This is a genomic window from Bacillus sp. SW14, from assembly GCF_047608225.1.
Lineage (GTDB): Bacteria > Bacillota > Bacilli > Bacillales > Bacillaceae > Bacillus > Bacillus subtilis_G.
In genome coordinates this window covers 4,229,235-4,253,551 of the sequence record NZ_JBLKRW010000001.1, presented here as the reverse complement: position 1 = coordinate 4,253,551, position 24,317 = coordinate 4,229,235, and the positions used below count along the sequence as shown (strand labels likewise).

The window sequence follows — 24,317 nt, the reverse complement described above, 5'->3', positions numbered from 1 at the left end:
TCGAAAAAAGAGCAGCTCATATGAGCTGCTCTTTTTTGTATTCTGGTTTGTTGGTATCATAAAATTTCATTTAATTGTATAATATAATAACTTTACACTGAATTTTAAATCTGTGATCAGGTTTTATGGGCCGAGAAAGTGGAAATAATAAAGGATAGAGCGAGAAAGTTGAAAATTCTCGAGAAACGCCTTATAGTAAGATTAAAGTCAAATATAGTCAAAGTCAGTAAAGGAGGGGGTTGAGTGGGACATAATATTTCTGACATCATTGAACAATATTTAAAACGAGTGTTAGATCAAAATGGCAAGGAAATTTTAGAGATTAAACGAAGCGAAATTGCAGATAAATTTCAATGCGTTCCTTCCCAAATAAATTATGTCATCAACACCAGATTTACAAGCGAGAGAGGTTATATTGTTGAGAGCAAACGCGGGGGCGGCGGTTACATCAGAATTATTAAAATTAAAATGAACAGTGAAGTTGTCCTGATCAATAATATTATTTCTCAAATTAATACCCATTTGTCTCAAGCAGCCTCTGATGACATTATTATAAGGCTATTAGAAGACAAGGTGATTTCAGAAAGAGAAGCAAAAATGATGGTCAGCGTGATGGACCGCTCGGTTTTATACATTGACTTGCCTGAACGTGATGAATTAAGAGCAAGAATGATGAAGGCTATGCTGACTTCTTTAAAATTAAAATAAGCGGGTGAAAAGATTGATTTGTCAAGAGTGCCACGAGAGACCAGCCACTTTTCACTTTACAAAGGTTGATAACGGAGAGAAAAAAGAAGTTCATATTTGTGAACAATGTGCCAAAGAAAATAGTGATTCATATGGTATAAGTGCAAATCACGGTTTCTCTATTCATAATTTACTTTCGGGTTTGCTGAACATGGATTCTTCATTCCAAAAAGCAGGAACTCAAATGTTCAGTCAATCGGAGCAAATATCTGCTTGTCCGAAATGTGGAATGACCTTTCAGCAATTTAGAAAAATTGGCCGTTTTGGATGTTCTGAATGTTATAAAACATTTCGTAGCAACATTACACCTATCTTACGTAAAGTGCACAGCGGAAACACTGTGCATGCTGGAAAAATACCGAAACGTATAGGCGGCAATCTCCATGTCAGACGGCAGATTGACATGCTCAAAAGAGAATTAGAATCCTTAATTCATCAAGAAGAATTTGAAAACGCAGCTCATGTGAGAGATCAAATTCGTTCATTAGAGCAATCACTCAAAAGTACAGATAGTGAGGAGGAACAGGGGTAATGTCGCTAAAGCATTTTATTCAGGACGCACTAAGCAGTTGGATGAAGCAGAAAGGACCTGAAAGTGACATTGTACTCAGCAGCCGCATACGTTTAGCAAGGAACTTTGAACATATACGGTTCCCTACGCGGTATTCCAATGAAGAAGCCTCATCCATCATACAGCAGTTTGAAGATCAGTTTTCAGGACAAGAAATTCCCGAAATCGGCAAATTCGTTTTGATCAGAATGCATGATGCACAGTCTTTAGAAAAGCGTGTATTAGTGGAAAAACATCTCATCAGTCCGAATCTGACAGAATCCCCTTTTGGAGGATGTTTGCTTTCTGAAAATGAGGAAGTAAGCGTCATGATAAATGAAGAGGATCATATTAGAATACAGTGTCTTTTTCCTGGATTTCAGCTTTTAGAAGCAATGAAAGCCGCAAACCAGGTCGACGACTGGATTGAAGAAAAAGTTGATTATGCATTCAATGAGCAAAGAGGATACTTAACCAGCTGTCCTACAAATGTAGGTACGGGTTTAAGGGCTTCAGTCATGATGCATCTGCCGGCATTGGTTTTAACTAGGCAAATAAATCGAATTATACCGGCAATTAATCAATTAGGCTTAGTTGTTAGAGGAATTTATGGGGAAGGCAGCGAAGCAGTAGGGAATATCTTTCAAATTTCAAATCAGATCACGCTTGGCAAGCCAGAGCAGGATATTGTGGATGACCTTAACAGTGTTGCTGCCCAGCTGATTGAACAAGAACGATCTGCCCGAGAAGCGCTTTATCAAACCTCTAAGATAGAACTTGAGGATCGGGTGTATCGATCTTACGGGGTCTTGTCTAATTGTCGGATGATAGAGTCGAAAGAGACTGCGAAGTGCCTTTCGGATGTTCGGTTAGGCATAGATCTAGGCATTATTAAAGGACTTTCAAGCAACATACTTAATGAACTAATGATTTTGACACAGCCAGGATTTTTACAGCAGTACTCGGGAGGCGCTTTGCGTCCGAACGAAAGGGACATTCGAAGAGCGGCTCTCATCAGAGAACGGCTTCACTTAGAAATGAATGGGAAAAGACAGGAGGATGAATCGATATGATGTTTGGAAGATTTACAGAACGAGCTCAAAAAGTACTGGCGCTTGCACAGGAAGAAGCACTTCGTTTAGGTCATAATAACATTGGCACTGAGCATATTTTATTAGGACTGGTACGAGAAGGAGAAGGGATTGCCGCTAAAGCTCTACAAGCGCTTGGACTTGGATCAGATAAAATTCAAAAAGAAGTTGAAAGTTTGATCGGTCGCGGGCAGGAAATGTCTCAAACGATTCATTACACTCCTAGAGCTAAAAAAGTCATTGAGCTTTCAATGGATGAGGCAAGAAAACTAGGTCATTCTTATGTTGGAACAGAACATATTCTTCTTGGTCTGATTCGCGAAGGTGAAGGTGTTGCTGCAAGAGTCCTGAATAACCTCGGCGTTAGTTTAAATAAAGCAAGACAGCAAGTGCTCCAGCTTCTCGGAAGCAATGAAACAGGATCATCAGCGACAGGAACAAACAGCAATGCGAATACGCCTACGCTTGACAGCTTGGCAAGAGACTTAACTGCTATTGCGAAGGAAGACAGCCTAGACCCTGTAATCGGCAGAAGCAAGGAAATTCAGCGTGTAATCGAAGTGTTAAGCCGAAGAACGAAAAACAACCCTGTTCTCATTGGTGAGCCAGGTGTAGGTAAAACTGCAATCGCAGAAGGTTTGGCACAGCAAATTATTAATAACGAAGTTCCCGAGATCTTACGCGATAAACGCGTGATGACATTAGACATGGGAACAGTTGTTGCCGGCACTAAATACCGCGGTGAATTTGAGGATCGCCTGAAAAAAGTCATGGATGAAATTCGCCAGGCAGGAAACATCATTCTATTCATCGATGAGCTCCATACTTTGATTGGAGCGGGCGGAGCAGAAGGTGCCATTGATGCATCTAACATTTTAAAACCTTCACTTGCTCGCGGTGAACTTCAATGTATTGGAGCGACGACTCTTGATGAGTACCGTAAATATATTGAAAAAGATGCAGCATTGGAACGCCGTTTTCAGCCAATCCAGGTTGATCAGCCATCTGCAGATGAAAGCATTCAAATTTTACAAGGTTTGCGTGACAGATACGAAGCCCACCACCGTGTTTCTATCACTGATGATGCCATTGAAGCTGCGGTTAAGCTTTCTGACAGATATATTTCTGACCGTTTCCTTCCGGATAAAGCAATTGACTTGATTGATGAAGCGGGTTCAAAGGTTAGACTGCGCTCTTTTACAACGCCTCCTAACTTAAAAGAGCTTGAACAGAAGCTTGATGAGGTTCGTAAAGAGAAGGATGCGGCGGTGCAGAGCCAAGAGTTTGAAAAAGCGGCCTCCTTGCGCGACACTGAGCAGCGCTTGCGCGAGCAAGTAGAGGATACAAAAAAATCATGGAAAGAGAAGCAAGGGCAGGAAAACTCAGAGGTTACTGTTGATGATATTGCGATGGTTGTATCTAGCTGGACTGGTGTGCCAGTATCTAAAATCGCTCAAACCGAAACAGATAAGCTTCTCAATATGGAGAGCATTCTTCACTCCCGTGTCATCGGCCAGGATGAAGCGGTTGTCGCTGTTGCAAAAGCAGTCAGACGCGCAAGAGCAGGGTTAAAAGATCCTAAACGCCCAATCGGCTCATTCATTTTCTTAGGCCCTACAGGTGTGGGTAAAACAGAGCTTGCGCGAGCACTTGCTGAATCCATTTTCGGCGATGAAGAAGCCATGATCAGAATTGATATGTCTGAATACATGGAAAAACACTCGACTTCAAGACTTGTCGGTTCACCTCCGGGATATGTGGGATACGATGAAGGTGGTCAATTAACAGAGAAAGTAAGAAGAAAACCGTACTCTGTGGTGCTTCTTGATGAGATTGAGAAAGCACACCCAGATGTCTTCAATATTCTATTGCAAGTTCTCGAAGATGGGCGTTTGACTGATTCTAAAGGACGTACAGTCGATTTCCGCAATACGATTCTGATTATGACGTCAAACGTCGGAGCTAGTGAGCTGAAACGCAATAAATATGTCGGCTTTAACGTTCAGGATGAGACGCAAAATCATAAAGACATGAAAGATAAAGTGATGGGTGAACTGAAACGCGCGTTCAGACCGGAGTTTATCAACCGGATTGATGAAATCATTGTCTTCCATTCACTTGAGAAAAAACACCTGACTGAAATCGTGTCATTAATGTCTGATCAATTAACGAAACGTCTGAAAGAACAGGACCTTTCTATCGAATTGACAGATGCTGCAAAAGCGAAAGTCGCGGAAGAGGGTGTTGATCTGGAATATGGTGCCCGTCCGTTAAGAAGAGCTATCCAAAAACATGTCGAAGACCGTTTATCTGAAGAACTCCTCAGAGGAAATATTCATAAAGGACAGCATATTGTTCTCGATGTAGAAGACGGCGAAATTGTCGTAAAAACGACTGCTAAAACGAATTAATATAGAAGACGAAAATGAGGCATACAGCATGTAAGTGTATGCCTCACTTTCATATCAAGAAATAGAACAAGGGAGAGGTCTTACACTATATATGGCTAAAACAAAATCGAAATTCATCTGCCAATCCTGCGGTTATGAGTCTCCAAAATGGATGGGGAAATGTCCGGGCTGCGGTGCTTGGAATACAATGGTGGAAGAAATGATTAAAAAGGCACCGGCCAATCGGAGAGCGGCTTTTTCTCATTCTGTTCAAACTGTACAGAAACCTTCACCTATTACATCAATCGAAACATCAGATGAACCCCGCGTCAAAACCAAGCTTGGCGAATTTAACAGGGTACTCGGCGGAGGTGTCGTTAAAGGCTCACTTGTTTTAATCGGCGGCGATCCCGGTATCGGAAAGTCAACGTTATTACTGCAAGTTTCTGCTCAATTATCAGATTCATCGAACAGTGTGCTGTACATTTCTGGAGAAGAATCGGTCAAACAAACGAAACTTAGAGCAGACCGTCTCGGCATTAATAGTCCGTCGCTGCATGTTTTATCTGAAACCGATATGGAGTATATTTCGTCTGCTATACAAGAGATGAATCCAGCGTTTGTCGTTGTTGACTCTATTCAAACGGTTTACCAAAGCGATATCACATCGGCTCCCGGCAGCGTGTCACAGGTCAGAGAATGTACGGCTGAGCTGATGAAAATCGCCAAAACAAAAGGCATTCCGATTTTTATCGTAGGACACGTGACAAAAGAAGGGTCTATTGCAGGGCCGAGATTGTTGGAGCATATGGTTGACACTGTTTTATATTTTGAAGGAGAACGTCACCATACCTTCCGTATTTTGCGGGCTGTAAAAAACCGCTTTGGTTCTACAAACGAAATGGGTATTTTTGAAATGCGCGAAGAGGGGCTCACCGAGGTTTTGAATCCTTCAGAAATTTTCTTGGAAGAACGCTCAGCGGGATCTGCAGGCTCGAGTATAACTGCCTCTATGGAAGGAACAAGGCCGATTCTCGTTGAAATCCAGGCGCTCATCTCGCCGACAAGCTTTGGCAATCCGCGGCGTATGGCAACGGGAATAGACCATAACAGGGTTTCGCTGTTAATGGCCGTGTTAGAAAAAAGAGTTGGGCTGCTGCTGCAAAATCAGGATGCTTATTTGAAAGTGGCCGGCGGCGTAAAGCTTGATGAACCGGCAATTGACCTTGCCATTGCGATCAGTATCGCGTCAAGCTTTAGAGATACACCTCCAAATCCTGCCGATTGTTTTATGGGTGAAGTGGGATTAACCGGAGAAGTCCGGCGGGTTTCAAGAATTGAACAGCGTGTGAAGGAAGCTGCTAAGCTTGGTTTTAAACGCATGATCATCCCCGCGGCAAATCTGGATGGATGGACAAAACCAAAAGGGATTGAGGTTATCGGAGTAGCAAATGTTGCAGAGGCGCTTCGTACTTCATTAGGAGGATAATAGATGGAAAAAGAGAAAAAAGGGGCGAAACACGAGTTAGACCTGTCATCTATATTGCAGTTTGTTGCTCCGGGTACTCCGCTCAGAGCTGGAATCGAAAATGTACTGAGAGCAAATACAGGCGGTCTGATAGTTGTTGGATATAACGATAAAGTAAAAGAAGTTGTGGATGGCGGTTTCCACATTAACACTGCTTTTTCTCCGGCACACTTATATGAGCTTGCTAAAATGGATGGGGCGATTATTTTAAGTGATTCTGGTCAAAAGATCCTATACGCCAATACACAGCTGATGCCTGAAGCCACAATTTCTTCATCAGAAACAGGAATGCGGCACAGAACCGCCGAAAGAGTAGCTAAGCAAACTGGCTGTCTCGTGATCGCTATTTCTGAAAGAAGAAATGTCATAACGTTATATCAGGAAAACATGAAGTATACACTAAAAGACATAGGATTTATTTTAACCAAAGCGAACCAAGCCATTCAAACACTTGAAAAATATAAGACAATCCTCGACAAAACGATTAATGCACTGAATGCATTAGAGTTTGAGGAGCTTGTTACCTTCAGTGATGTCTTGTCCGTCATGCATCGTTATGAAATGGTGCTGCGAATCAAAAACGAAATCAACATGTATATCAAAGAGCTTGGAACAGAAGGCCATTTGATTAAACTGCAAGTCATTGAATTGATTACGGATATGGAAGAAGAGGCGGCTTTATTTATCAAGGATTATGTGAAAGAAAAAATTAAAGACCCGTTTGTTCTCTTGAAAGAGCTGCAGGATATGTCCAGCTATGATCTGCTGGATGATTCCATTGTTTATAAACTGCTCGGTTACCCGGCTTCTACAAATCTTGATGATTATGTACTGGCAAGAGGATACAGGCTGTTAAATAAGATCCCGCGTCTTCCTATGCCGATTGTGGAAAATGTTGTAGAAGCATTTGGAGTTCTCCCAAGGATTATTGAAGCGAGTGCAGAAGATTTAGATGAAGTAGAGGGAATCGGCGAAGTACGAGCCCAAAAGATTAAAAAAGGATTAAAACGGCTGCAAGAGAAGCATTATTTAGACAGACAGCTGTGATTTCGGTTAAAACCTTATGAAAACGGGTATATTAATGTTGGTTTTTGTTTATTCTGATATTCGTAGGATGCATAAAATCTTGTGAAAATAAAATGTTTAAAAAAGGAGGTGGGGGTATGTTAAAACGAATAGTTCAGGCGTTCTTCATTATTTTCGGCGGCGTTGTTGGTATATTTTTAATACCTGAATTGTTTGTACTGTTAAGTATACAGGACATACCTTTAATAACAAACGCATATACGTCTGCGGCAATAGGAGCAATTATCTTTTTTCTCATCAGTATATGGGGTACAGATTACGTTGTGAACTGGATGAAGTGGATAGAGGATTCATTGTTAAAAGCGCCGGTTCCAGATTTGTTGTTTGGAAGTCTTGGCTTGGTTTTTGGACTTATAATTGCTTATCTTATCGTAAATGTTATTCCTTTAGACAATATACCTTACCGCATATTCAGCACAATCATCCCTGTGTTTTTAGCTTTCTTCCTCGGTTATCTAGGCTTCCAGGTGGGCTTTAAGAAAAAGGATGAATTGATCAGCCTGTTTTCCATTTCCGCCAGAATGCAAAAGAAAAAAGGACCAGCCGATGAAGAACATGAGGTTGAGGACAAGAAGCTGAAAATTTTGGACACAAGTGTTATTATTGATGGGAGAATTGCAGATATTTGTCAGACTGGTTTTTTAGAAGGGATTATCGTGATTCCGCAGTTTGTCCTTGAGGAATTACAGCATATTGCTGACTCTTCAGATGTTCTAAAACGGAACAGAGGACGGCGCGGTCTTGATATCCTGAATCGCATTCAGAAAGAATTAGACATTGAAGTTGAAATTTATGAAGGCGACTTTGAAGATATTCAGGAGGTTGACAGCAAGCTCGTCAAACTCGCTAAGCTGACATCAGGGGTCGTCGTGACGAATGATTTTAATTTAAATAAAGTATGCGAGCTTCAGAAGGTAGCGGTATTAAACATTAATGACCTTGCCAATGCGGTCAAGCCTGTCGTGCTTCCTGGCGAGGAAATGAATGTTCAGGTCATTAAGGACGGGAAAGAGCATAATCAGGGAGTTGCTTACTTGGATGACGGTACGATGATTGTCGTTGAAGAAGGACGCAATTATATCGGAAAGCATATAGATGTACTCGTTACAAGTGTGCTGCAGACAGCAGCGGGACGAATGATTTTTGCTAAGCCTAAGCTGTTGGAGAAGGCGCTGTAAAGGGAGAAAAAACAATGAGTTATGATGTGGTGATTCTTGCAGCCGGACAGGGAAAACGGATGAAGGCAGGGAGAAATAAACTGTTCATTGAGCTGAAAGGAGACCCGGTGATCATACACACGTTAAAAGTGTTTGACAGCCACCGGCCGTGCGAAAAAATCATTTTGGTGATTAATGAGCGGGAGCGGGAGGACTTTCAGCAAATGCTGACCAATTATCGTTTTCAAACCGCTATTGAGCTTGTTGCAGGCGGAGATGAGCGTCAGCACAGTGTTTATAAGGGGCTGAAGGCCGTGAAACAAGAAAAGATAGTCCTTGTTCACGACGGCGCCCGGCCTTTTATAAAACATGAACAAATTGACGAATTGGTCGATGAAGCGGAACAAGCAGGAGCGGCCATCCTCGCTGTCCCGGTAAAAGATACGATTAAACGCGTTCAAGATTTACAAGTCAGTGAGACGATTGAACGTTCAAGCTTGTGGGCTGTCCAAACACCACAAGCTTTTCGTCTTTCTTTATTGATGAAGGCTCACGCTGAGGCAGAGCACAAGGGATTTTTAGGGACGGATGACGCCAGCCTCGTTGAAGAGATGGAAGGCGTTTCGGTCCGTGTTGTAGAAGGCAGGTATACAAATATTAAGTTGACGACGCCAGACGACTTGACGTCAGCTGAAGCGATCATGGACTCAGAAAGTGGGAATAAACATGTTTAGAATTGGACAAGGATTTGATGTGCATCAATTAGTGGAGGGCCGTCCTTTGATTATTGGCGGAATTGAGATCCCTTATGAAAAAGGGCTGCTCGGCCATTCTGATGCAGACGTATTGCTGCATACCGTCGCTGACGCCTGTCTGGGAGCTGTGGGAGAAGGTGACATCGGCAAGCATTTTCCTGATACTGATCCTGAATTCAAGGACGCAGATTCTTTCAAATTACTTCAGCATGTCTGGGGGATCGTGAAACAGAAGGGCTATGTTCTTGGAAACATTGACTGCACCATCATTGCACAGAAGCCGAAGATGCTGCCGTACATAGAAGATATGAGAAAAAGAATCGCCGAAGGGCTTGATGCAGACGTTTCTCAAGTGAATGTAAAAGCAACAACGACAGAAAAGCTTGGATTTACAGGCCGGGCGGAAGGAATAGCGGCTCAAGCGACAGTACTGATTCAAAAAGGCTAACTTGTTTTGATGCCGGGTCTATTTGGTGGTAGAATAGATTCATACATTTTAGCCTGAAGCCATACATGACATGAAAGGAAGTATTTGAAAATGGGAAACGAAATACGCGTCCGTTATGCACCGAGTCCAACCGGACATTTGCATATTGGAAATGCCAGAACGGCGCTTTTTAATTATTTATTTGCCCGCAACCAAGGCGGTAAGTTTATTATTCGTGTTGAGGACACTGATAAAAAGCGCAATATTGAGGGCGGAGAACAAAGCCAGCTGAATTATCTGAAATGGCTCGGTATTGACTGGGATGAGAGTGTCGATGTCGGCGGTGAATACGGTCCATATCGTCAGTCAGAGCGTAACGATATCTATAAAGTGTACTATGAAGAGCTGCTTGAAAAAGGGCTTGCTTATAAATGTTACTGTACGGAAGAAGAGCTTGAAAAAGAGCGTGAAGAACAGATTGCCCGCGGAGAAATGCCGCGCTATTCCGGAAAACACAGAAATCTGACTCAGGAAGAACAGGAGAAATTTATTGCTGAAGGCAGAAAGCCGAGTATTCGTTTCCGCGTGCCGGAAGGAAAAGTCATCGCCTTCAATGATATCGTAAAAGGCGAAATTACTTTCGAGTCAGATGGCATTGGCGACTTTGTTATTGTGAAAAAAGACGGAACGCCGACTTACAACTTCGCGGTAGCTATTGACGACTACTTAATGAAAATGACACATGTTCTGCGCGGGGAGGATCATATTTCTAACACACCGAAACAGATTATGATCTACCAAGCATTCGGATGGGATGTTCCTCAGTTCGGACACATGACGCTGATCGTCAATGAAAGCCGTAAAAAGCTCAGCAAACGCGATGAGTCCATTATTCAATTCATCGAGCAGTATAAAGAGCTTGGCTACTTGCCAGAAGCGTTGTTCAACTTTATCGGCCTGCTTGGCTGGTCACCGGTTGGAGAAGAAGAGCTATTCACAAGAGAACAGTTTATTGACATTTTTGATGTAAACCGTTTATCTAAATCACCAGCTTTGTTTGATATGCATAAGCTAAAATGGGTTAACAACCAATATGTGAAGAAGCTGGATCTTGATCAGGTTGTTGAACTGACTCTTCCGCATTTGCAAAAGGCCGGAAAAGTCGGTACTGAGCTTTCTGCTGAAGAACAAGAATGGGTTCGTAAACTGATTTCCCTTTACCATGAACAATTAAGCTACGGTGCGGAAATTGTTGAGCTGACTGATTTGTTCTTTACGGATAAGATCGAGTATAATCAAGAAGCAAAAGCTGTTCTGGAAGAGGAACAGGTTCCGGAAGTGCTCAGCACATTCGCTGCGAAGCTTGAAGAGCTTGAGGAGTTCACTCCGGATAACATCAAAGCATCGATCAAAGCAGTGCAGAAAGAAACTGGCCATAAAGGGAAAAAACTGTTTATGCCGATCCGTGTTGCTGTAACAGGTCTGACTCACGGTCCGGAACTGCCGCAATCAATTGAATTGATCGGTAAAGAGATTGCGATTCAGCGTTTAAAAACATCTAAATAGATGATTGTTGACAGGGAAGAGTATAAAGCTTTAGGCCATTACAGAAAGGATCTTCATTGGCTGAGAGAGATCCATGAGCCGGGTTTTAGAAGTGCGCCCTTAAGACCTTTGAAGAACATTTTTCGAAATCAGTATTCAAAGGCGGCCGCCGCCGTTACAGGCTGAAGTTGGGAGAGCAGAAGTCTGCTTTTCAAACAGAGTGGAACCGCGCGGTTGAAGCGTCTCTGTCATGTTTACATGCAGAGGCGCTTTTTTTATTGGGTAGAGGAAATCAGATAGAGAGAAATGGGGGGAAGCATGTGTTTTTTAGAATGCTCAAAGAAGACATTGATACAGTGTTCGATCAAGATCCAGCAGCAAGAAGCTATTTTGAAGTGATTTTAACTTATTCCGGTTTACATGCTATATGGGCGCATCGGATTGCACATGCTTTATATAAACGAAAATTTTATTTCCTTGCACGCCTTATATCTCAAGTAAGCCGATTTTTTACCGGGATAGAAATCCACCCCGGCGCTACAATCGGGAGAAGATTTTTCATAGACCATGGTATGGGGGTTGTCATTGGGGAGACATGTGAAATCGGCAATAACGTCACCGTTTTTCAGGGGGTTACCCTAGGGGGAACGGGGAAAGAAAAGGGAAAAAGGCACCCTACGATTAAAAATGACGCATTGATAGCCACAGGTGCTAAAGTGCTCGGTTCGATTACTGTCGGTGAAGGCTCAAAGATTGGTGCCGGTTCAGTAGTGTTGCACGATGTTCCTGATTTTTCAACAGTTGTCGGCATCCCTGGACGGGTCGTTGTACAAAATGGCAAGAAAGTAAGACGCGATTTAAACCATCAGGATTTGCCCGATCCGGTTGCTGATCGCTTTAAGTCTTTGGAACAGCAGATTTTAGAGCTGAAGGCAGAAATTGAAGACAGAAAAGAAAGGATCAATCAAAAATGACAATCACTCTTTATAATACATTGACTAGACAGAAGGAAACATTTGTTCCTCTTGAAGAGGGAAAAGTGAAAATGTATGTGTGCGGACCGACGGTTTACAATTACATTCACATCGGGAACGCGCGTCCCGCTATCGTTTATGATACGGTTCGAAATTATCTGGAGTATAAAGGCTATGATGTGCAGTATGTCTCTAACTTTACAGACGTAGACGATAAATTAATAAAAGCGGCAAATGAACTGGGTGAGGATGTGCCTGCCATTTCAGAGCGTTTTATTAAAGCATACTTTGAAGATGTAGGTGCGCTCGGCTGCCGAAAAGCCGACCTTCATCCGCGAGTGATGGAAAACATGGATGTGATTATCGAGTTCGTAGATCAGCTCGTGAAAAAGGGCTACGCTTATGAATCAGAAGGTGACGTTTATTTCAAAACAAGAGCATTTGAAGGGTACGGAAAGCTTTCTCAGCAATCAATTGATGAACTGAGATCAGGTGCACGCATCCGGGTCGGTGAGAAAAAAGAAGATGCTCTTGATTTCGCGCTGTGGAAAGCGGCGAAAGACGGAGAAATCTCTTGGGATAGCCCTTGGGGGAAAGGACGTCCGGGCTGGCATATTGAATGCTCAGCGATGGTGAAAAAGTATTTGGGTGACCAGATTGATATCCATGCGGGCGGACAGGATTTAACCTTCCCTCACCATGAAAATGAAATTGCGCAATCTGAGGCGCTGACAGGCAAAACGTTTGCGAAGTACTGGCTCCATAATGGCTATATCAATATTGATAATGAAAAAATGTCAAAATCACTGGGCAACTTTGTGCTTGTGCATGACATCATTAAACAGCATGATCCGCAGCTTTTAAGATTCTTTATGCTATCTGTTCATTATCGTCATCCCATTAACTATTCAGAAGAACTTTTGGAGAATACAAAAAGTGCGTTTAACCGTTTAAAAACAGCGTACAGCAACCTTCAGCACCGTCTGAACAGCAGTACGAATTTAACGGAAGATGACGATCAATGGCTGGAGAAAGTGGAAGAGCACCGCAAAGCATTCGAAGAAGCGATGGACGATGATTTTAATACGGCGAATGCCATTTCTGTCTTATTCGACTTAGCGAAGCATGCTAATTATTATCTTCAAAAAGATCATACGGCTGATCATGTGATTACGGCGTTTATTGAGATGTTTAACCGCATTGTTTCTGTCCTCGGTTTTTCATTGGGGGAGCAGGAACTGCTTGATCAAGAGATTGAAGACTTAATCGAAAAAAGAAATGAAGCGCGCCGGAATCGCGATTTTGCATTGTCAGATCAGATCCGCGACCAGCTGAAAAGCATGAATATCATTCTTGAAGATACGGCTCAAGGCACTCGCTGGAAACGGGGAGAATAACGGATGCTTGATTTTGAGACGATAAAAGATTCAAAGCAGCTTAACGGTCTTGCGCTTGCTTATATAGGTGATGCCATTTTTGAAGTGTATGTCAGGCATCACCTGCTTAAGCAGGGCTTTACCAAACCAAATGATCTTCATAAGAAATCAAGCCGGATTGTTTCGGCAAAGTCACAGGCTGAGATCCTATTCTTTCTGCAGGATCAATCATTTTTTACGGAAGAAGAGGAAGCGGTGCTGAAAAGAGGCAGAAATGCCAAGTCGGGAACGACACCTAAAAATACAGATGTTCAGACGTACCGCTACAGTACGGCATTTGAAGCGCTGCTTGGCTACCTTTTTCTAGAGAAAAAAGAGGATAGACTTAGTCAGCTCGTTGCCGAAGCTATACAATTCGGGACGTCAGGGAGGAAAACAAATGAGTCAGCAACATGATTACGTCATAGGAAAAAATGCAGTGATCGAAACGTTAAAATCAGATCGGAAGCTGTATAAGCTGTGGATGGCGGAAAACACCGTAAAGGGACAAGCACAGCAGGTGATTGAACTTGCGAAAAAGCAGGGAATCACGATTCAATATGTCCCGAGAAAAAAACTCGATCAAATGGTGACAGGGCAGCATCAAGGTGTAGTGGCACAGGTTGCCGCTTATGAATATGCGGAACTGGATGATTTATATAAAGCAGCCGAAGAAAGAAATGAACAGCCTTTCTTCCTTATTTTGGACGAACTTGAAGACCCTCATAATCTTGGTTCCATTATGAGAACAGCTGATGCGGTCGGCGCCCATGGCATCGTGATTCCAAAACGGAGAGCTGTCGGGCTGACAACAACAGTGGCAAAAGCATCAACAGGCGCGATCGAGCATATCCCTGTGGTAAAAGTCACCAATCTGGCACGAACGTTAGAAGAGATGAAAGAGCGGGGTATCTGGGTTGTCGGAACGGATGCGTCTGCGCGTGAGGATTACCGCAATATGGACGGCAATATGCCTTTGGCTTTAGTTATCGGAAGTGAAGGAAAAGGAATGGGCCGCCTCGTTAAAGAAAAGTGTGATTTTCTCATTAAACTCCCGATGGCCGGGAAGGTGACTTCACTGAATGCATCTGTAGCGGCTGGTCTTTTGATGTATGAAGTCTATCGGAAACGAAACCCTCTGGGAGAATAAAGACTCATGGATATCCTGTTAGTAGACGGATACAACATGATTGGAGCCTGGCCGCAGCTGAAGGATTTAAAAGCGAACAGTTTTGAAGAGGCGAGAGACGTACTGATTCAGAAAATGGCAGAATATCAATCGTATACAGGAAACAGGGTTATTGTTGTTTTTGACGCGCATCTCGTAAAAGGGCTTGAGAAAAAACAGACCAACCACAGAGTTGAAGTGATTTTTACAAAAGAAAATGAAACGGCTGATGAGCGGATAGAAAAGCTTGCTCAGGCGTTGAATAATATCGCGACTCAAATTCATGTCGCGACCTCTGATTATACTGAACAGTGGGCGATTTTCGGACAGGGGGCATTGCGGAAATCGGCCCGGGAGCTTTTGAGAGAGGTAGAAGCGATTGAAAGGCGAATAGAGAGACGGGTCAGAAAAATCACTTCCGAAAAGCCGGCGGGTAAAATTGCTTTATCGGAAGAGGTTTTGAAAACGTTTGAAAAGTGGAGGCGGGGGGACTTAGATTAAGTTGACGCTTTTTTGCCCAATACTGTATAATATTTCTATCTACGTGCGCCGGGGGGATCGGAGTGAATCTACAGAACAACAAGGGAAAATTCAACAAAGAACAGTTTTGTCAGTTGGAGGACGAGCAGGTCATTGAAAAGGTTCATGTTGGGGACAGTGATGCGCTAGATTACTTGATTACGAAGTACCGAAACTTTGTTCGGGCAAAAGCAAGATCCTATTTTTTAATAGGAGCGGACAGAGAGGATATTGTTCAGGAAGGTATGATAGGCCTTTATAAGTCTATTCGCGACTTCAAAGAGGACAAGCTTACCTCATTCAAAGCTTTCGCAGAATTATGTATTACCCGCCAAATTATTACCGCAATAAAGACAGCTACTCGCCAGAAACACATTCCTTTGAATTCCTACGTCTCATTAGATAAACCGATTTTTGATGAAGAATCAGACCGAACGCTGCTTGATGTCATTTCAGGAGCGAAAACCTTAAATCCTGAGGAAATGATCATCAACCAAGAAGAATTTGATGATATTGAAATGAAAATGGGAGAAATATTAAGTGATTTAGAGAGAAAAGTACTCGTCTTATATCTTGACGGGAGAAGTTACCAAGAGATTTCTGATGAACTGAACCGGCACGTGAAATCGATCGATAATGCCCTTCAGCGTGTGAAACGCAAGTTGGAGAAGTACTTGGAAATTCGCGAAATCAGTTTTTGATAGGGATTTAAGTAATATTGACAGTATTTTTCTGACTGTGATATGTTACTAAAGATAAGAACTAATGTCTATTTAGAAAAAGGTGTAATGACATGAGAAAAAAGATTACCTTGGCATGCAAGACTTGCGGAAACCGTAATTATACGACAATGAAGAGCTCTGCATCAGCGGCTGAGCGATTAGAAGTAAAGAAATACTGCAGTACTTGCAATTCACATACAGCTCATCTTGAAACAAAATAGTTTTTGCGCTTTTTAAATTGTGGAGGTCTTTTACATGCGTATTATGAGATTCTTTAAAGATGTTGGGAAAGAAATGAAAAAGGTAAGCTGGCCTAAAGGAAAAGAGTTAACGCGTTATACCATTACGGTGATTTCAACAGTTATCTTTTTTATTATCTTTTTTGCCCTCCTTGATACAGGAATTTCTCAATTAATTCGTTTAATAGTTGAATAATGATCAGCAATACGTGCTATAATAGATCATAATATCACTTGCCAAAACCCGTTCAGCGGGTTTTTTATTGTGGCTTAAAATGAAAGTTATCATAGGCTTGACGCCTATTTTTTGAGCGTTATGGTAATTCACTAAAACCAAATGCGGGGAGGGAAGGACTGGACAGTCCTGAAGAGAATGGAAAAGAATTGGTATGTTGTTCACACGTACTCTGGTTATGAGAATAAAGTAAAAGCCAACTTGGAAAAACGTGTTGAATCAATGGGGATGCAAGATAAAATTTTCCGTGTAGTCGTACCTGAAGAAGAAGAAACGGATATCAAAAACGGCAAGAAAAAAGTGGTGAAAAAGAAAGTATTCCCTGGTTATGTGCTTGTTGAAATTGTAATGACAGACGACTCTTGGTATGTTGTCCGCAACACGCCGGGCGTTACTGGTTTCGTAGGATCTGCCGGCTCTGGTTCAAAACCTACGGCGCTTCTTCCGGGCGAAGCAGAAACCATTCTGAAGAGAATGGGCATGGACGAACGCAAAACGGACATTGACTTTGAACTGAAAGAGACAGTGAAAGTAATAGACGGACCTTTTGCTAACTTTACTGGGTCAATTGAAGAGATTGATTATGATAAAAGCAAGGTCAAAGTTTTCGTTAATATGTTCGGCCGGGAAACGCCGGTTGAGCTGGAATTTACCCAAATCGATAAATTGTAATGTGAAAAAACTTGAAATTGCTATATATAAATGATAATATAGCAAAGGTACGTCTTGGACTTATCCAAGGCAACTAGCTTGATATTTCGTCATTCATATAAAGAATGAAACCTTGAGTGGGAGGGTTTACCCTATTACCACATCACGGACTTAAGGAGGTGTGTCTCGTGGCTAAAAAAGTAGTAAAAGTTGTAAAATTGCAAATTCCTGCTGGAAAAGCTAACCCAGCACCACCAGTTGGACCTGCACTTGGTCAAGCCGGTGTTAACATCATGGGTTTCTGTAAGGAGTTCAACGCTCGTACAGCTGACCAAGCTGGTTTAATTATTCCTGTTGAAATTTCGGTTTACGAAGACCGTTCATTTACATTTATTACAAAAACTCCACCTGCTGCTGTATTGCTTAAAAAAGCGGCTGGAATTGAGTCTGGTTCTGGTGAACCAAACCGTAATAAAGTGGCAACCGTTAAGCGCGATAAAGTACGCGAAATCGCTGAAACGAAAATGCCTGACTTAAACGCAGCAGACGTTGAAGCGGCAATGCGCATGGTTGAAGGTACTGCCCGTAGTATGGGTATTGTAATCGAGGATTAATTTGTTTCTTGTCGGGTTGCGAGTTTTAACAAGTTCGCAACCCTTATTCGTGGGAGGTTATTCCGCTATAACCACATAAGGAGGAAATTTTAAAATGGCTAAAAAAGGTAAAAAGTACGCTGAAGCTGCTAAGCTTGTAGATCGTTCAAAAGCTTACGACGTTTCTGAAGCAGTAGCTCTCGTTAAAAAAACAAACACAGCTAAATTCGACGCTACAGTTGAAGTGGCTTTCCGTCTAGGGGTTGACCCTCGTAAAAACGACCAGCAAATCCGTGGAGCAGTTGTGCTTCCAAACGGAACTGGTAAAACTCAGCGCGTTCTCGTTTTCGCAAAAGGCGAAAAAGCGAAAGAAGCTGAAGCTGCTGGTGCAGATTTCGTTGGCGATACTGACTACATCAACAAAATTCAACAAGGCTGGTTCGATTTCGATGTAATCGTAGCAACACCTGACATGATGGGTGAAGTTGGTAAAATCGGCCGTGTGCTTGGACCAAAAGGTTTAATGCCAAACCCTAAAACTGGTACAGTTACTTTCGAAGTTGAAAAAGCAATCGGCGAAATCAAAGCTGGTAAAGTTGAATACCGTGTTGATAAAGCTGGAAACATTCATGTTCCTATCGGTAAAGTTTCTTTCGAGGATGAAAAACTTGTTGAGAACTTCACAACAATGTACGATACAATCCTGAAAGCTAAACCTGCTGCAGCAAAAGGCGTTTACGTGAAAAACGTTGCGGTAACTTCTACTATGGGACCTGGTGTCAAAGTAGACTCTTCAACTTTCAACGTAAAATAATATTGACACGACATCAACATTCTGATATTATTCAAAATGTTGTAAAATAGAATATCATTTATACCGCAGACAGTAGGGGCCTAACCGCTTAATCTTCCTACCGAGGTGTATATTATCACAGCTATTACGTTACGTATGCTTGTATATACAGCCTCCATGTCTCATGGAGGCTTTTTATATGGAATCCGTCGTCTCGGTCGTGATCACCTAACGGTATAAGTGTTACACAAGAATCTACAGGAGGTGTAACCATGAGCAGCGCAATTGAAACAAAAAAAGTTGTTGTTGAAGAAATTGCTTCTAAACTGAAAGAAAGTAAATCAACGATCATCGTTGACTACCGCGGACTTACCGTTTCTGAAGTAACAGAACTTCGTAAACAGCTTCGCGAAGCTAACGTTGAGTTCAAAGTTTACAAAAATACGATGACTCGCCGTGCGGTTGAACAAGCTGAGCTTAATGGTTTGAATGATTTCTTAACTGGACCGAACGCGATCGCATTCAGTACTGAAGATGTTGTCGCTCCGGCTAAAGTTCTTAATGACTTCGCTAAAAATCACGAAGCTCTTGAAATTAAAGCTGGCGTTATCGAAGGCAAAGTTTCTAGTGTTGAAGAAGTGAAAGCTCTTGCTGAACTTCCATCACGCGACGGCTTGCTTTCTATGTTGCTTAGCGTACTTCAAGCTCCAGTTCGCAACTTTGCTCTTGCTGCAAAAGCTGTGGCAGAACAAAAAGAAGAACAAGGCGCTTAATCTAATTATCTTTTCATAAATTAAAACAAAATGGAGGAATTACAAATGGCTTTAAATATCGAAGAAATCATTGCTTCCGTTAAAGAAGCAACTGTACTTGAATTGAACGACCTAGTAAAAGCAATCGAAGAAGAGTTTGGCGTAACTGCTGCTGCTCCTGTAGCTGTAGCTGGTGGAGCTGCTGCAGGCGGAGCTGCTGAAGAGCAAAGCGAATTCGACCTTATCCTTGCTGGTGCAGGTTCTCAAAAAATCAAAGTTATCAAAGTTGTACGTGAAATCACTGGTCTTGGCTTGAAAGAAGCTAAAGAACTTGTTGACAACACTCCAAAACCACTTAAAGAAGGTATTGCTAAAGAAGAAGCTGAAGAGCTTAAAGCTAAACTTGAAGAAGTTGGCGCTTCTGTAGAAGTTAAGTAATCTTCACTTACCTGTAGGGGGAGCTCGCTTTTATGAGGCGGGCTTTTTCTTTGCCATTCTTTATGCCATTACAAAAGGAGGTTCTAATAATGAGTGAGCATTATTATTCAGATAAACCTTCAGTTAAAAGCAACAAGCAAACCTGGTCTTTTAGGCTTCGTAAAAAAGATTTCACGTTTACCAGCGACAGCGGGGTTTTTTCTAAAAAGGAAGTTGATTTCGGCTCCCGCCTGCTGATTGATTCTTTTGAAGAGCCTGAAGTTGAGGGCGGCATTCTGGATGTTGGCTGCGGGTACGGGCCGATTGGTTTATCGCTCGCCAGCGACTTTAAAGACCGGACCATCCACATGATTGACGTTAATGAGAGAGCCGTAGAGCTATCAAATGAAAATGCGGAACAAAATGGAATAACAAACGTTAAGATTTATCAGAGTGATTTGTTTTCGAACGTTGATTCTGCTCAAACATTTGCTTCTATTCTTACAAATCCCCCAATCCGAGCCGGAAAAAAAGTTGTCCATGCTATCTTTGAGAAAAGCGCTGAACACTTAAAAACTTCAGGTGAGTTGTGGATCGTCATACAGAAAAAACAAGGCGCGCCTTCTGCCATTGAAAAGCTCGAGGAATTGTTCGATGAAGTTTCTGTCGTTCAAAAAAAGAAAGGCTATTATATCATAAAAGCAAAAAAAGTTTGACTCGGTATTTTAGCTATGTTAATATTATAAAATGCCAATGTATATATTTTGCTTGATATGATGAATTGTCAATATCTATGTATAAATTATACAAGTATGGAAATGCTAATAAAATCGGTATTTGTTTTTGGATGTGGTTTTCTTAATTAGAAACCCTTTTTTCTTTTGTCTTGTAAAAGTATTTTCTTTCTTTGGAAGAAATGCTTATTACACATATAATACGCATGATTTGAGGGGTGAATCAGTTGACAGGTCAACTAGTTCAGTATGGACGACACCGCCAGCGCAGAAGCTATGCTCGCATTAGCGAAGTGTTAGAATTACCAAATCTCATTGAAATTCAAACCTCTTCTTATCAGTGGTTTCTTGATGAGGGTCTTAGAGAGATGTTTCAAGACATATCGCCAATTGAGGATTTCACTGGTAACCTCTCTCTTGAGTTCATTGATTATAGTTTAGGTGAGCCTAAATATCCTGTAGAGGAATCAAAAGAACGTGATGTGACTTACTCAGCTCCGCTAAGAGTGAAGGTTCGTTTAATTAACAAAGAAACTGGAGAGGTAAAAGACCAAGATGTCTTCATGGGGGATTTCCCGATTATGACAGATACAGGTACTTTTATCATTAACGGTGCGGAACGCGTAATCGTTTCCCAGCTTGTTCGGTCTCCAAGTGTATATTTCAGTGGTAAAGTAGACAAAAACGGTAAAAAAGGTTTTACCGCAACTGTCATTCCAAACCGTGGCGCATGGTTAGAATACGAAACTGATGCGAAAGATGTTGTTTATGTCCGCATTGATCGCACACGTAAGTTGCCGGTTACGGTTCTTTTGCGTGCTCTCGGCTTCGGTTCCGATCAAGAGATTCTTGATCTAGTAGGAGAAAATGAATACCTTCGAAATACGCTTGATAAAGATAACACAGAAAATAGCGACAAAGCGTTGCTTGAAATTTACGAACGTCTCCGTCCCGGAGAGCCGCCTACAGTAGAAAATGCGAAAAGCTTGCTTGATTCTCGTTTCTTTGATCCGAAACGTTACGATCTTGCCAATGTAGGACGCTATAAAATTAATAAAAAACTTCATATTAAGAATCGCCTCTTTAATCAGAGACTTGCTGAAACGCTTGTTGACCCTGAAACAGGAGAAATCCTTGCTGAAAAAGGTCAGATTCTTGATAGAAGAACACTTGATAAAGTACTGCCATACTTAGAAAGCGGAATCGGTTTCAGGAAGCTGTATCCAAATGGCGGTGTTGTTGAAGATGAAGTAACTCTTCAATCGATTAAAATCTATGCTCCGACTGACCAAGAAGGAGAACAGGTTATCAATGTAATCGGCAATGCTTACATTGAAGAAGAGATTAAAAACATTACGCCTGCTGATATTATTTCCTCTATCAGCTACTTCTTCAACCTGCTGCACGGAGTAGGCGATACAGATGATATCGATCATCTTGGAAACCGCCGTTTACGTTCTGTAGGTGAACTTCTCCAGAACCAATTCCGTATCGGGTTAAGCCGTATGGAGCGTGTGGTTCGTGAGAGAATGTCAATTCAAGATACGAATACAATTACGCCTCAGCAGTTGATCAATATTCGTCCTGTTATTGCGTCCATTAAAGAGTTCTTTGGAAGCTCTCAGCTTTCCCAGTTCATGGACCAGACGAACCCGCTTGCTGAATTAACGCATAAGCGTCGTCTGTCAGCATTAGGACCAGGCGGATTGACACGTGAACGTGCCGGAATGGAAGTGCGTGACGTTCACTACTCCCACTATGGCCGTATGTGTCCGATTGAAACACCTGAGGGTCCAAACATCGGTTTGATCAACTCGCTTTCATCTTATGCAAAAGTAAACCGTTTTGGTTTCATCGAAACGCCTTATCGCCGTGTTGACCCTGAAACAGGGAAGGTAACGGGCAGAATCGATTACTTAACTGCTGATGAAGAGGATAACTATGTTGTCGCTCAGGCGAACGCTCGTCTTGATGACGATGGCTCATTTATTGATGACAGCATCATCGCCCGTTTCCGCGGGGAGAACACCGTTGTTTCCAGAAACCGTGTGGATTACATGGATGTATCACCTAAGCAGGTTGTTTCTGCTGCGACAGCATGTATCCCGTTCCTGGAAAACGATGACTCCAACCGTGCCCTCATGGGAGCGAACATGCAACGTCAGGCTGTGCCTTTGATGCAGCCGGAAGCGCCGTTCGTTGGAACTGGTATGGAATATGTATCAGGTAAAGACTCTGGTGCCGCTGTTATTTGTAAACACCCTGGTATCGTTGAACGCGTAGAAGCGAAGAACGTTTGGGTTCGCCGTTATGAAGAAGTAGATGGTCAAAAAGTAAAAGGGAACCTGGATAAATACAGCATGCTGAAATTTGTCCGCTCCAACCAAGGTACTTGCTACAATCAACGTCCGATCGTAAGTGTCGGCGATGAAGTGGTCAAAGGAGAAATCCTTGCTGACGGTCCTTCTATGGAGCTTGGTGAACTTGCACTTGGCCGTAACGTAATGGTTGGCTTCATGACTTGGGATGGCTACAACTATGAGGATGCCATCATCATGAGTGAACGCCTTGTGAAGGATGATGTTTATACATCTATCCACATTGAAGAATATGAATCAGAAGCACGCGATACGAAACTTGGACCTGAAGAAATCACTCGCGATATTCCAAACGTCGGTGAAGATGCGCTTCGCAATCTTGATGACCGCGGAATCATCCGTATTGGGGCAGAAGTGAAAGACGGAGATCTTCTTGTTGGTAAAGTAACGCCTAAAGGTGTAACTGAACTGACTGCTGAAGAACGCCTGCTTCACGCCATCTTTGGTGAAAAGGCCCGCGAGGTTCGTGATACTTCTCTTCGTGTGCCTCACGGCGGCGGCGGAATTATCCACGACGTTAAAGTCTTCAATCGTGAAGACGGAGATGAACTTCCTCCAGGCGTTAACCAGTTGGTACGTGTGTATATCGTTCAGAAACGTAAGATTTCTGAAGGGGATAAAATGGCCGGTCGTCACGGTAACAAAGGTGTTATCTCTAAGATTCTTCCTGAAGAGGATATGCCTTACCTTCCTGACGGCACACCAATTGATATCATGCTTAACCCGCTGGGCGTACCATCACGTATGAACATCGGGCAGGTATTGGAGCTTCACATGGGTATGGCCGCTCGTTATCTCGGCATCCACATTGCGTCACCGGTATTTGACGGAGCGCGTGAAGAGGATGTTTGGGAAACACTTGAAGAAGCCGGAATGTCTCGTGACGCCAAAACGGTTCTTTACGACGGGCGTAGCGGAGAGCCGTTTGATAACCGTGTATCTGTCGGTATTATGTACATGATTAAACTGGCTCACATGGTTGACGATAAACTTCATGCGCGCTCTACAGGTCCTTACTCACTTGTTACGCAGCAGCCTCTTGGCGGTAAAGCGCAATTTGGCGGACAGCGTTTTGGTGAGATGGAGGTTTGGGCACTTGAAGCTTACGGTGCGGCTTACACTCTTCAAGAAATTCTGACTGTTAAATCTGATGACGTGGTTGGACGTGTGAAAACATACGAAGCCATCGTTAAAGGCGACAACGTTCCTGAACCAGGTGTTCCGGAATCATTTAAAGTATTAATCAAAGAACTTCAAAGCTTAGGTATGGATGTCAAAATCCTTTCTGGTGATGAAGAAGAAATAGAAATGAGAGATTTAGAAGACGAAGAAGATGCAAAACAAGCTGACGGCCTGGCGTTATCAGGTGATGAAGAGCCGGAGGAAACAGCATCTGCAGACGTTGAACGAGATGTAGTAACAAAAGAATAATCTCTAGTTATAAAGGCAAG

25 protein-coding genes and 2 other annotated features are annotated in these 24,317 nt (G+C 42.5%); all 25 genes read left to right on the top strand.

From position 1 onward, the window contains the following. The first annotated feature begins 243 nt into the window (after positions 1-243). The 25 genes from ctsR (at position 244) to rpoB (ending at position 24,297) form a co-directional block, all read left to right on the top strand. Positions 244-708: a transcriptional regulator CtsR gene (ctsR, locus tag ACMX2I_RS21560; protein WP_087991669.1), complete on the top strand. Its 465-nt coding sequence runs from the start codon at positions 244-246 to the stop codon at positions 706-708. Positions 709-721: 13 nt separating this feature from the next. Continuing rightward, positions 722-1,279: a protein-arginine kinase activator protein McsA gene (gene mcsA, locus ACMX2I_RS21555; protein ID WP_414958272.1), complete on the top strand. Its 558-nt coding sequence runs from the start codon at positions 722-724 to the stop codon at positions 1,277-1,279. Continuing rightward, positions 1,279-2,370, top strand: a complete 1,092-nt coding sequence (locus ACMX2I_RS21550) for a protein arginine kinase (RefSeq protein ID WP_087991671.1) — start codon at positions 1,279-1,281, stop codon at positions 2,368-2,370. Before mcsA ends, ACMX2I_RS21550 begins: the two co-directional genes overlap by 1 nt. Next, positions 2,367-4,799 carry an ATP-dependent protease ATP-binding subunit ClpC gene (clpC, locus tag ACMX2I_RS21545; protein ID WP_087991672.1) on the top strand — a complete coding sequence of 811 codons (2,433 nt, stop codon included), beginning with the start codon at positions 2,367-2,369 and terminating at the stop codon, positions 4,797-4,799. The genes ACMX2I_RS21550 and clpC overlap by 4 nt, the downstream gene beginning before the upstream one ends. Before the next feature lie 91 nt (positions 4,800-4,890). After that, positions 4,891-6,267 carry a DNA repair protein RadA gene (gene radA / locus ACMX2I_RS21540; protein WP_289346290.1) on the top strand — a complete coding sequence of 459 codons (1,377 nt, stop codon included), beginning with the start codon at positions 4,891-4,893 and terminating at the stop codon, positions 6,265-6,267. Positions 6,268-6,270: 3 nt separating this feature from the next. After that, a complete protein-coding gene (disA, locus tag ACMX2I_RS21535) occupies positions 6,271-7,353 on the top strand; it encodes a DNA integrity scanning diadenylate cyclase DisA (protein ID WP_087991674.1) in 1,083 nt (360 codons plus the stop codon). Between the two features lie 116 nt (positions 7,354-7,469). Next, positions 7,470-8,570 carry a PIN/TRAM domain-containing protein gene (locus tag ACMX2I_RS21530; protein WP_087991675.1) on the top strand — a complete coding sequence of 367 codons (1,101 nt, stop codon included), beginning with the start codon at positions 7,470-7,472 and terminating at the stop codon, positions 8,568-8,570. A 14-nt stretch (positions 8,571-8,584) separates the two neighbouring features. After that, the gene (ispD, locus tag ACMX2I_RS21525) at positions 8,585-9,283 is read left to right on the top strand and encodes a 2-C-methyl-D-erythritol 4-phosphate cytidylyltransferase (protein ID WP_414958271.1); all 699 of its coding nucleotides are present in this window, start codon (positions 8,585-8,587) and stop codon (positions 9,281-9,283) included. Beyond that, positions 9,276-9,752, top strand: coding sequence for a 2-C-methyl-D-erythritol 2,4-cyclodiphosphate synthase (gene ispF / locus ACMX2I_RS21520; RefSeq protein ID WP_075747661.1), 477 nt, complete (start codon positions 9,276-9,278; stop codon positions 9,750-9,752). Before ispD ends, ispF begins: the two co-directional genes overlap by 8 nt. A gap of 90 nt (positions 9,753-9,842) precedes the next feature. Further along, complete coding sequence (gene gltX, locus ACMX2I_RS21515) at positions 9,843-11,297, top strand: glutamate--tRNA ligase (protein ID WP_414958270.1); 1,455 nt, start codon at positions 9,843-9,845, stop codon at positions 11,295-11,297. Then, positions 11,296-11,526, top strand: a binding site (T-box leader). It overlaps the preceding gene by 2 nt. 70 nt (positions 11,527-11,596) lie before the next feature. Then, positions 11,597-12,250, top strand: a complete 654-nt coding sequence (gene cysE / locus ACMX2I_RS21510) for a serine O-acetyltransferase (protein ID WP_087991715.1) — start codon at positions 11,597-11,599, stop codon at positions 12,248-12,250. After that, entirely contained in the window at positions 12,247-13,647 is a 1,401-nt protein-coding gene (gene cysS / locus ACMX2I_RS21505) for a cysteine--tRNA ligase (RefSeq protein WP_087991679.1), read from the top strand. The genes cysE and cysS overlap by 4 nt, the downstream gene beginning before the upstream one ends. Before the next feature lie 3 nt (positions 13,648-13,650). Continuing rightward, complete coding sequence (locus ACMX2I_RS21500; RefSeq protein WP_087991680.1) at positions 13,651-14,082, top strand: mini-ribonuclease 3; 432 nt, start codon at positions 13,651-13,653, stop codon at positions 14,080-14,082. Then, entirely contained in the window at positions 14,066-14,815 is a 750-nt protein-coding gene (gene rlmB, locus ACMX2I_RS21495; RefSeq protein ID WP_064814479.1) for a 23S rRNA (guanosine(2251)-2'-O)-methyltransferase RlmB, read from the top strand. Before ACMX2I_RS21500 ends, rlmB begins: the two co-directional genes overlap by 17 nt. A 6-nt stretch (positions 14,816-14,821) precedes the next feature. After that, positions 14,822-15,334, top strand: a complete 513-nt coding sequence (gene rae1, locus ACMX2I_RS21490; protein ID WP_003225756.1) for a ribosome-dependent mRNA decay endonuclease Rae1/YacP — start codon at positions 14,822-14,824, stop codon at positions 15,332-15,334. Between the two features lie 62 nt (positions 15,335-15,396). Continuing rightward, entirely contained in the window at positions 15,397-16,053 is a 657-nt protein-coding gene (sigH, locus tag ACMX2I_RS21485) for an RNA polymerase sporulation sigma factor SigH (RefSeq protein WP_087991681.1), read from the top strand. Positions 16,054-16,145: 92 nt separating this feature from the next. Further along, positions 16,146-16,295, top strand: coding sequence for a 50S ribosomal protein L33 (rpmG, locus tag ACMX2I_RS21480; protein ID WP_003156421.1), 150 nt, complete (start codon positions 16,146-16,148; stop codon positions 16,293-16,295). A gap of 34 nt (positions 16,296-16,329) precedes the next feature. Then, positions 16,330-16,509, top strand: a complete 180-nt coding sequence (secE, locus tag ACMX2I_RS21475; RefSeq protein ID WP_010327716.1) for a preprotein translocase subunit SecE — start codon at positions 16,330-16,332, stop codon at positions 16,507-16,509. Positions 16,510-16,686: 177 nt separating this feature from the next. Further along, positions 16,687-17,220 carry a transcription termination/antitermination protein NusG gene (gene nusG / locus ACMX2I_RS21470; protein ID WP_010332761.1) on the top strand — a complete coding sequence of 178 codons (534 nt, stop codon included), beginning with the start codon at positions 16,687-16,689 and terminating at the stop codon, positions 17,218-17,220. 167 nt (positions 17,221-17,387) lie between these two features. Then, a complete protein-coding gene (gene rplK / locus ACMX2I_RS21465) occupies positions 17,388-17,813 on the top strand; it encodes a 50S ribosomal protein L11 (RefSeq protein WP_003156430.1) in 426 nt (141 codons plus the stop codon). A gap of 94 nt (positions 17,814-17,907) precedes the next feature. Continuing rightward, positions 17,908-18,606: a 50S ribosomal protein L1 gene (gene rplA / locus ACMX2I_RS21460; protein ID WP_010327718.1), complete on the top strand. Its 699-nt coding sequence runs from the start codon at positions 17,908-17,910 to the stop codon at positions 18,604-18,606. Positions 18,607-18,651: 45 nt separating this feature from the next. Then, positions 18,652-18,792 (top strand) — a sequence feature (ribosomal protein L10 leader region). 65 nt (positions 18,793-18,857) lie between these two features. Further along, a complete protein-coding gene (gene rplJ / locus ACMX2I_RS21455; protein WP_087991682.1) occupies positions 18,858-19,358 on the top strand; it encodes a 50S ribosomal protein L10 in 501 nt (166 codons plus the stop codon). Positions 19,359-19,403: 45 nt separating this feature from the next. Further along, positions 19,404-19,775 (top strand): 50S ribosomal protein L7/L12, encoded by a 372-nt coding sequence (rplL, locus tag ACMX2I_RS21450; protein ID WP_003156436.1) that lies wholly within the window; start codon positions 19,404-19,406, stop codon positions 19,773-19,775. An 89-nt stretch (positions 19,776-19,864) separates the two neighbouring features. Beyond that, positions 19,865-20,470, top strand: coding sequence for a class I SAM-dependent methyltransferase (locus ACMX2I_RS21445; protein ID WP_253268769.1), 606 nt, complete (start codon positions 19,865-19,867; stop codon positions 20,468-20,470). A 245-nt stretch (positions 20,471-20,715) separates the two neighbouring features. Next, positions 20,716-24,297, top strand: a complete 3,582-nt coding sequence (rpoB, locus tag ACMX2I_RS21440; RefSeq protein WP_087991684.1) for a DNA-directed RNA polymerase subunit beta — start codon at positions 20,716-20,718, stop codon at positions 24,295-24,297. Positions 24,298-24,317: the final 20 nt, after the last annotated feature.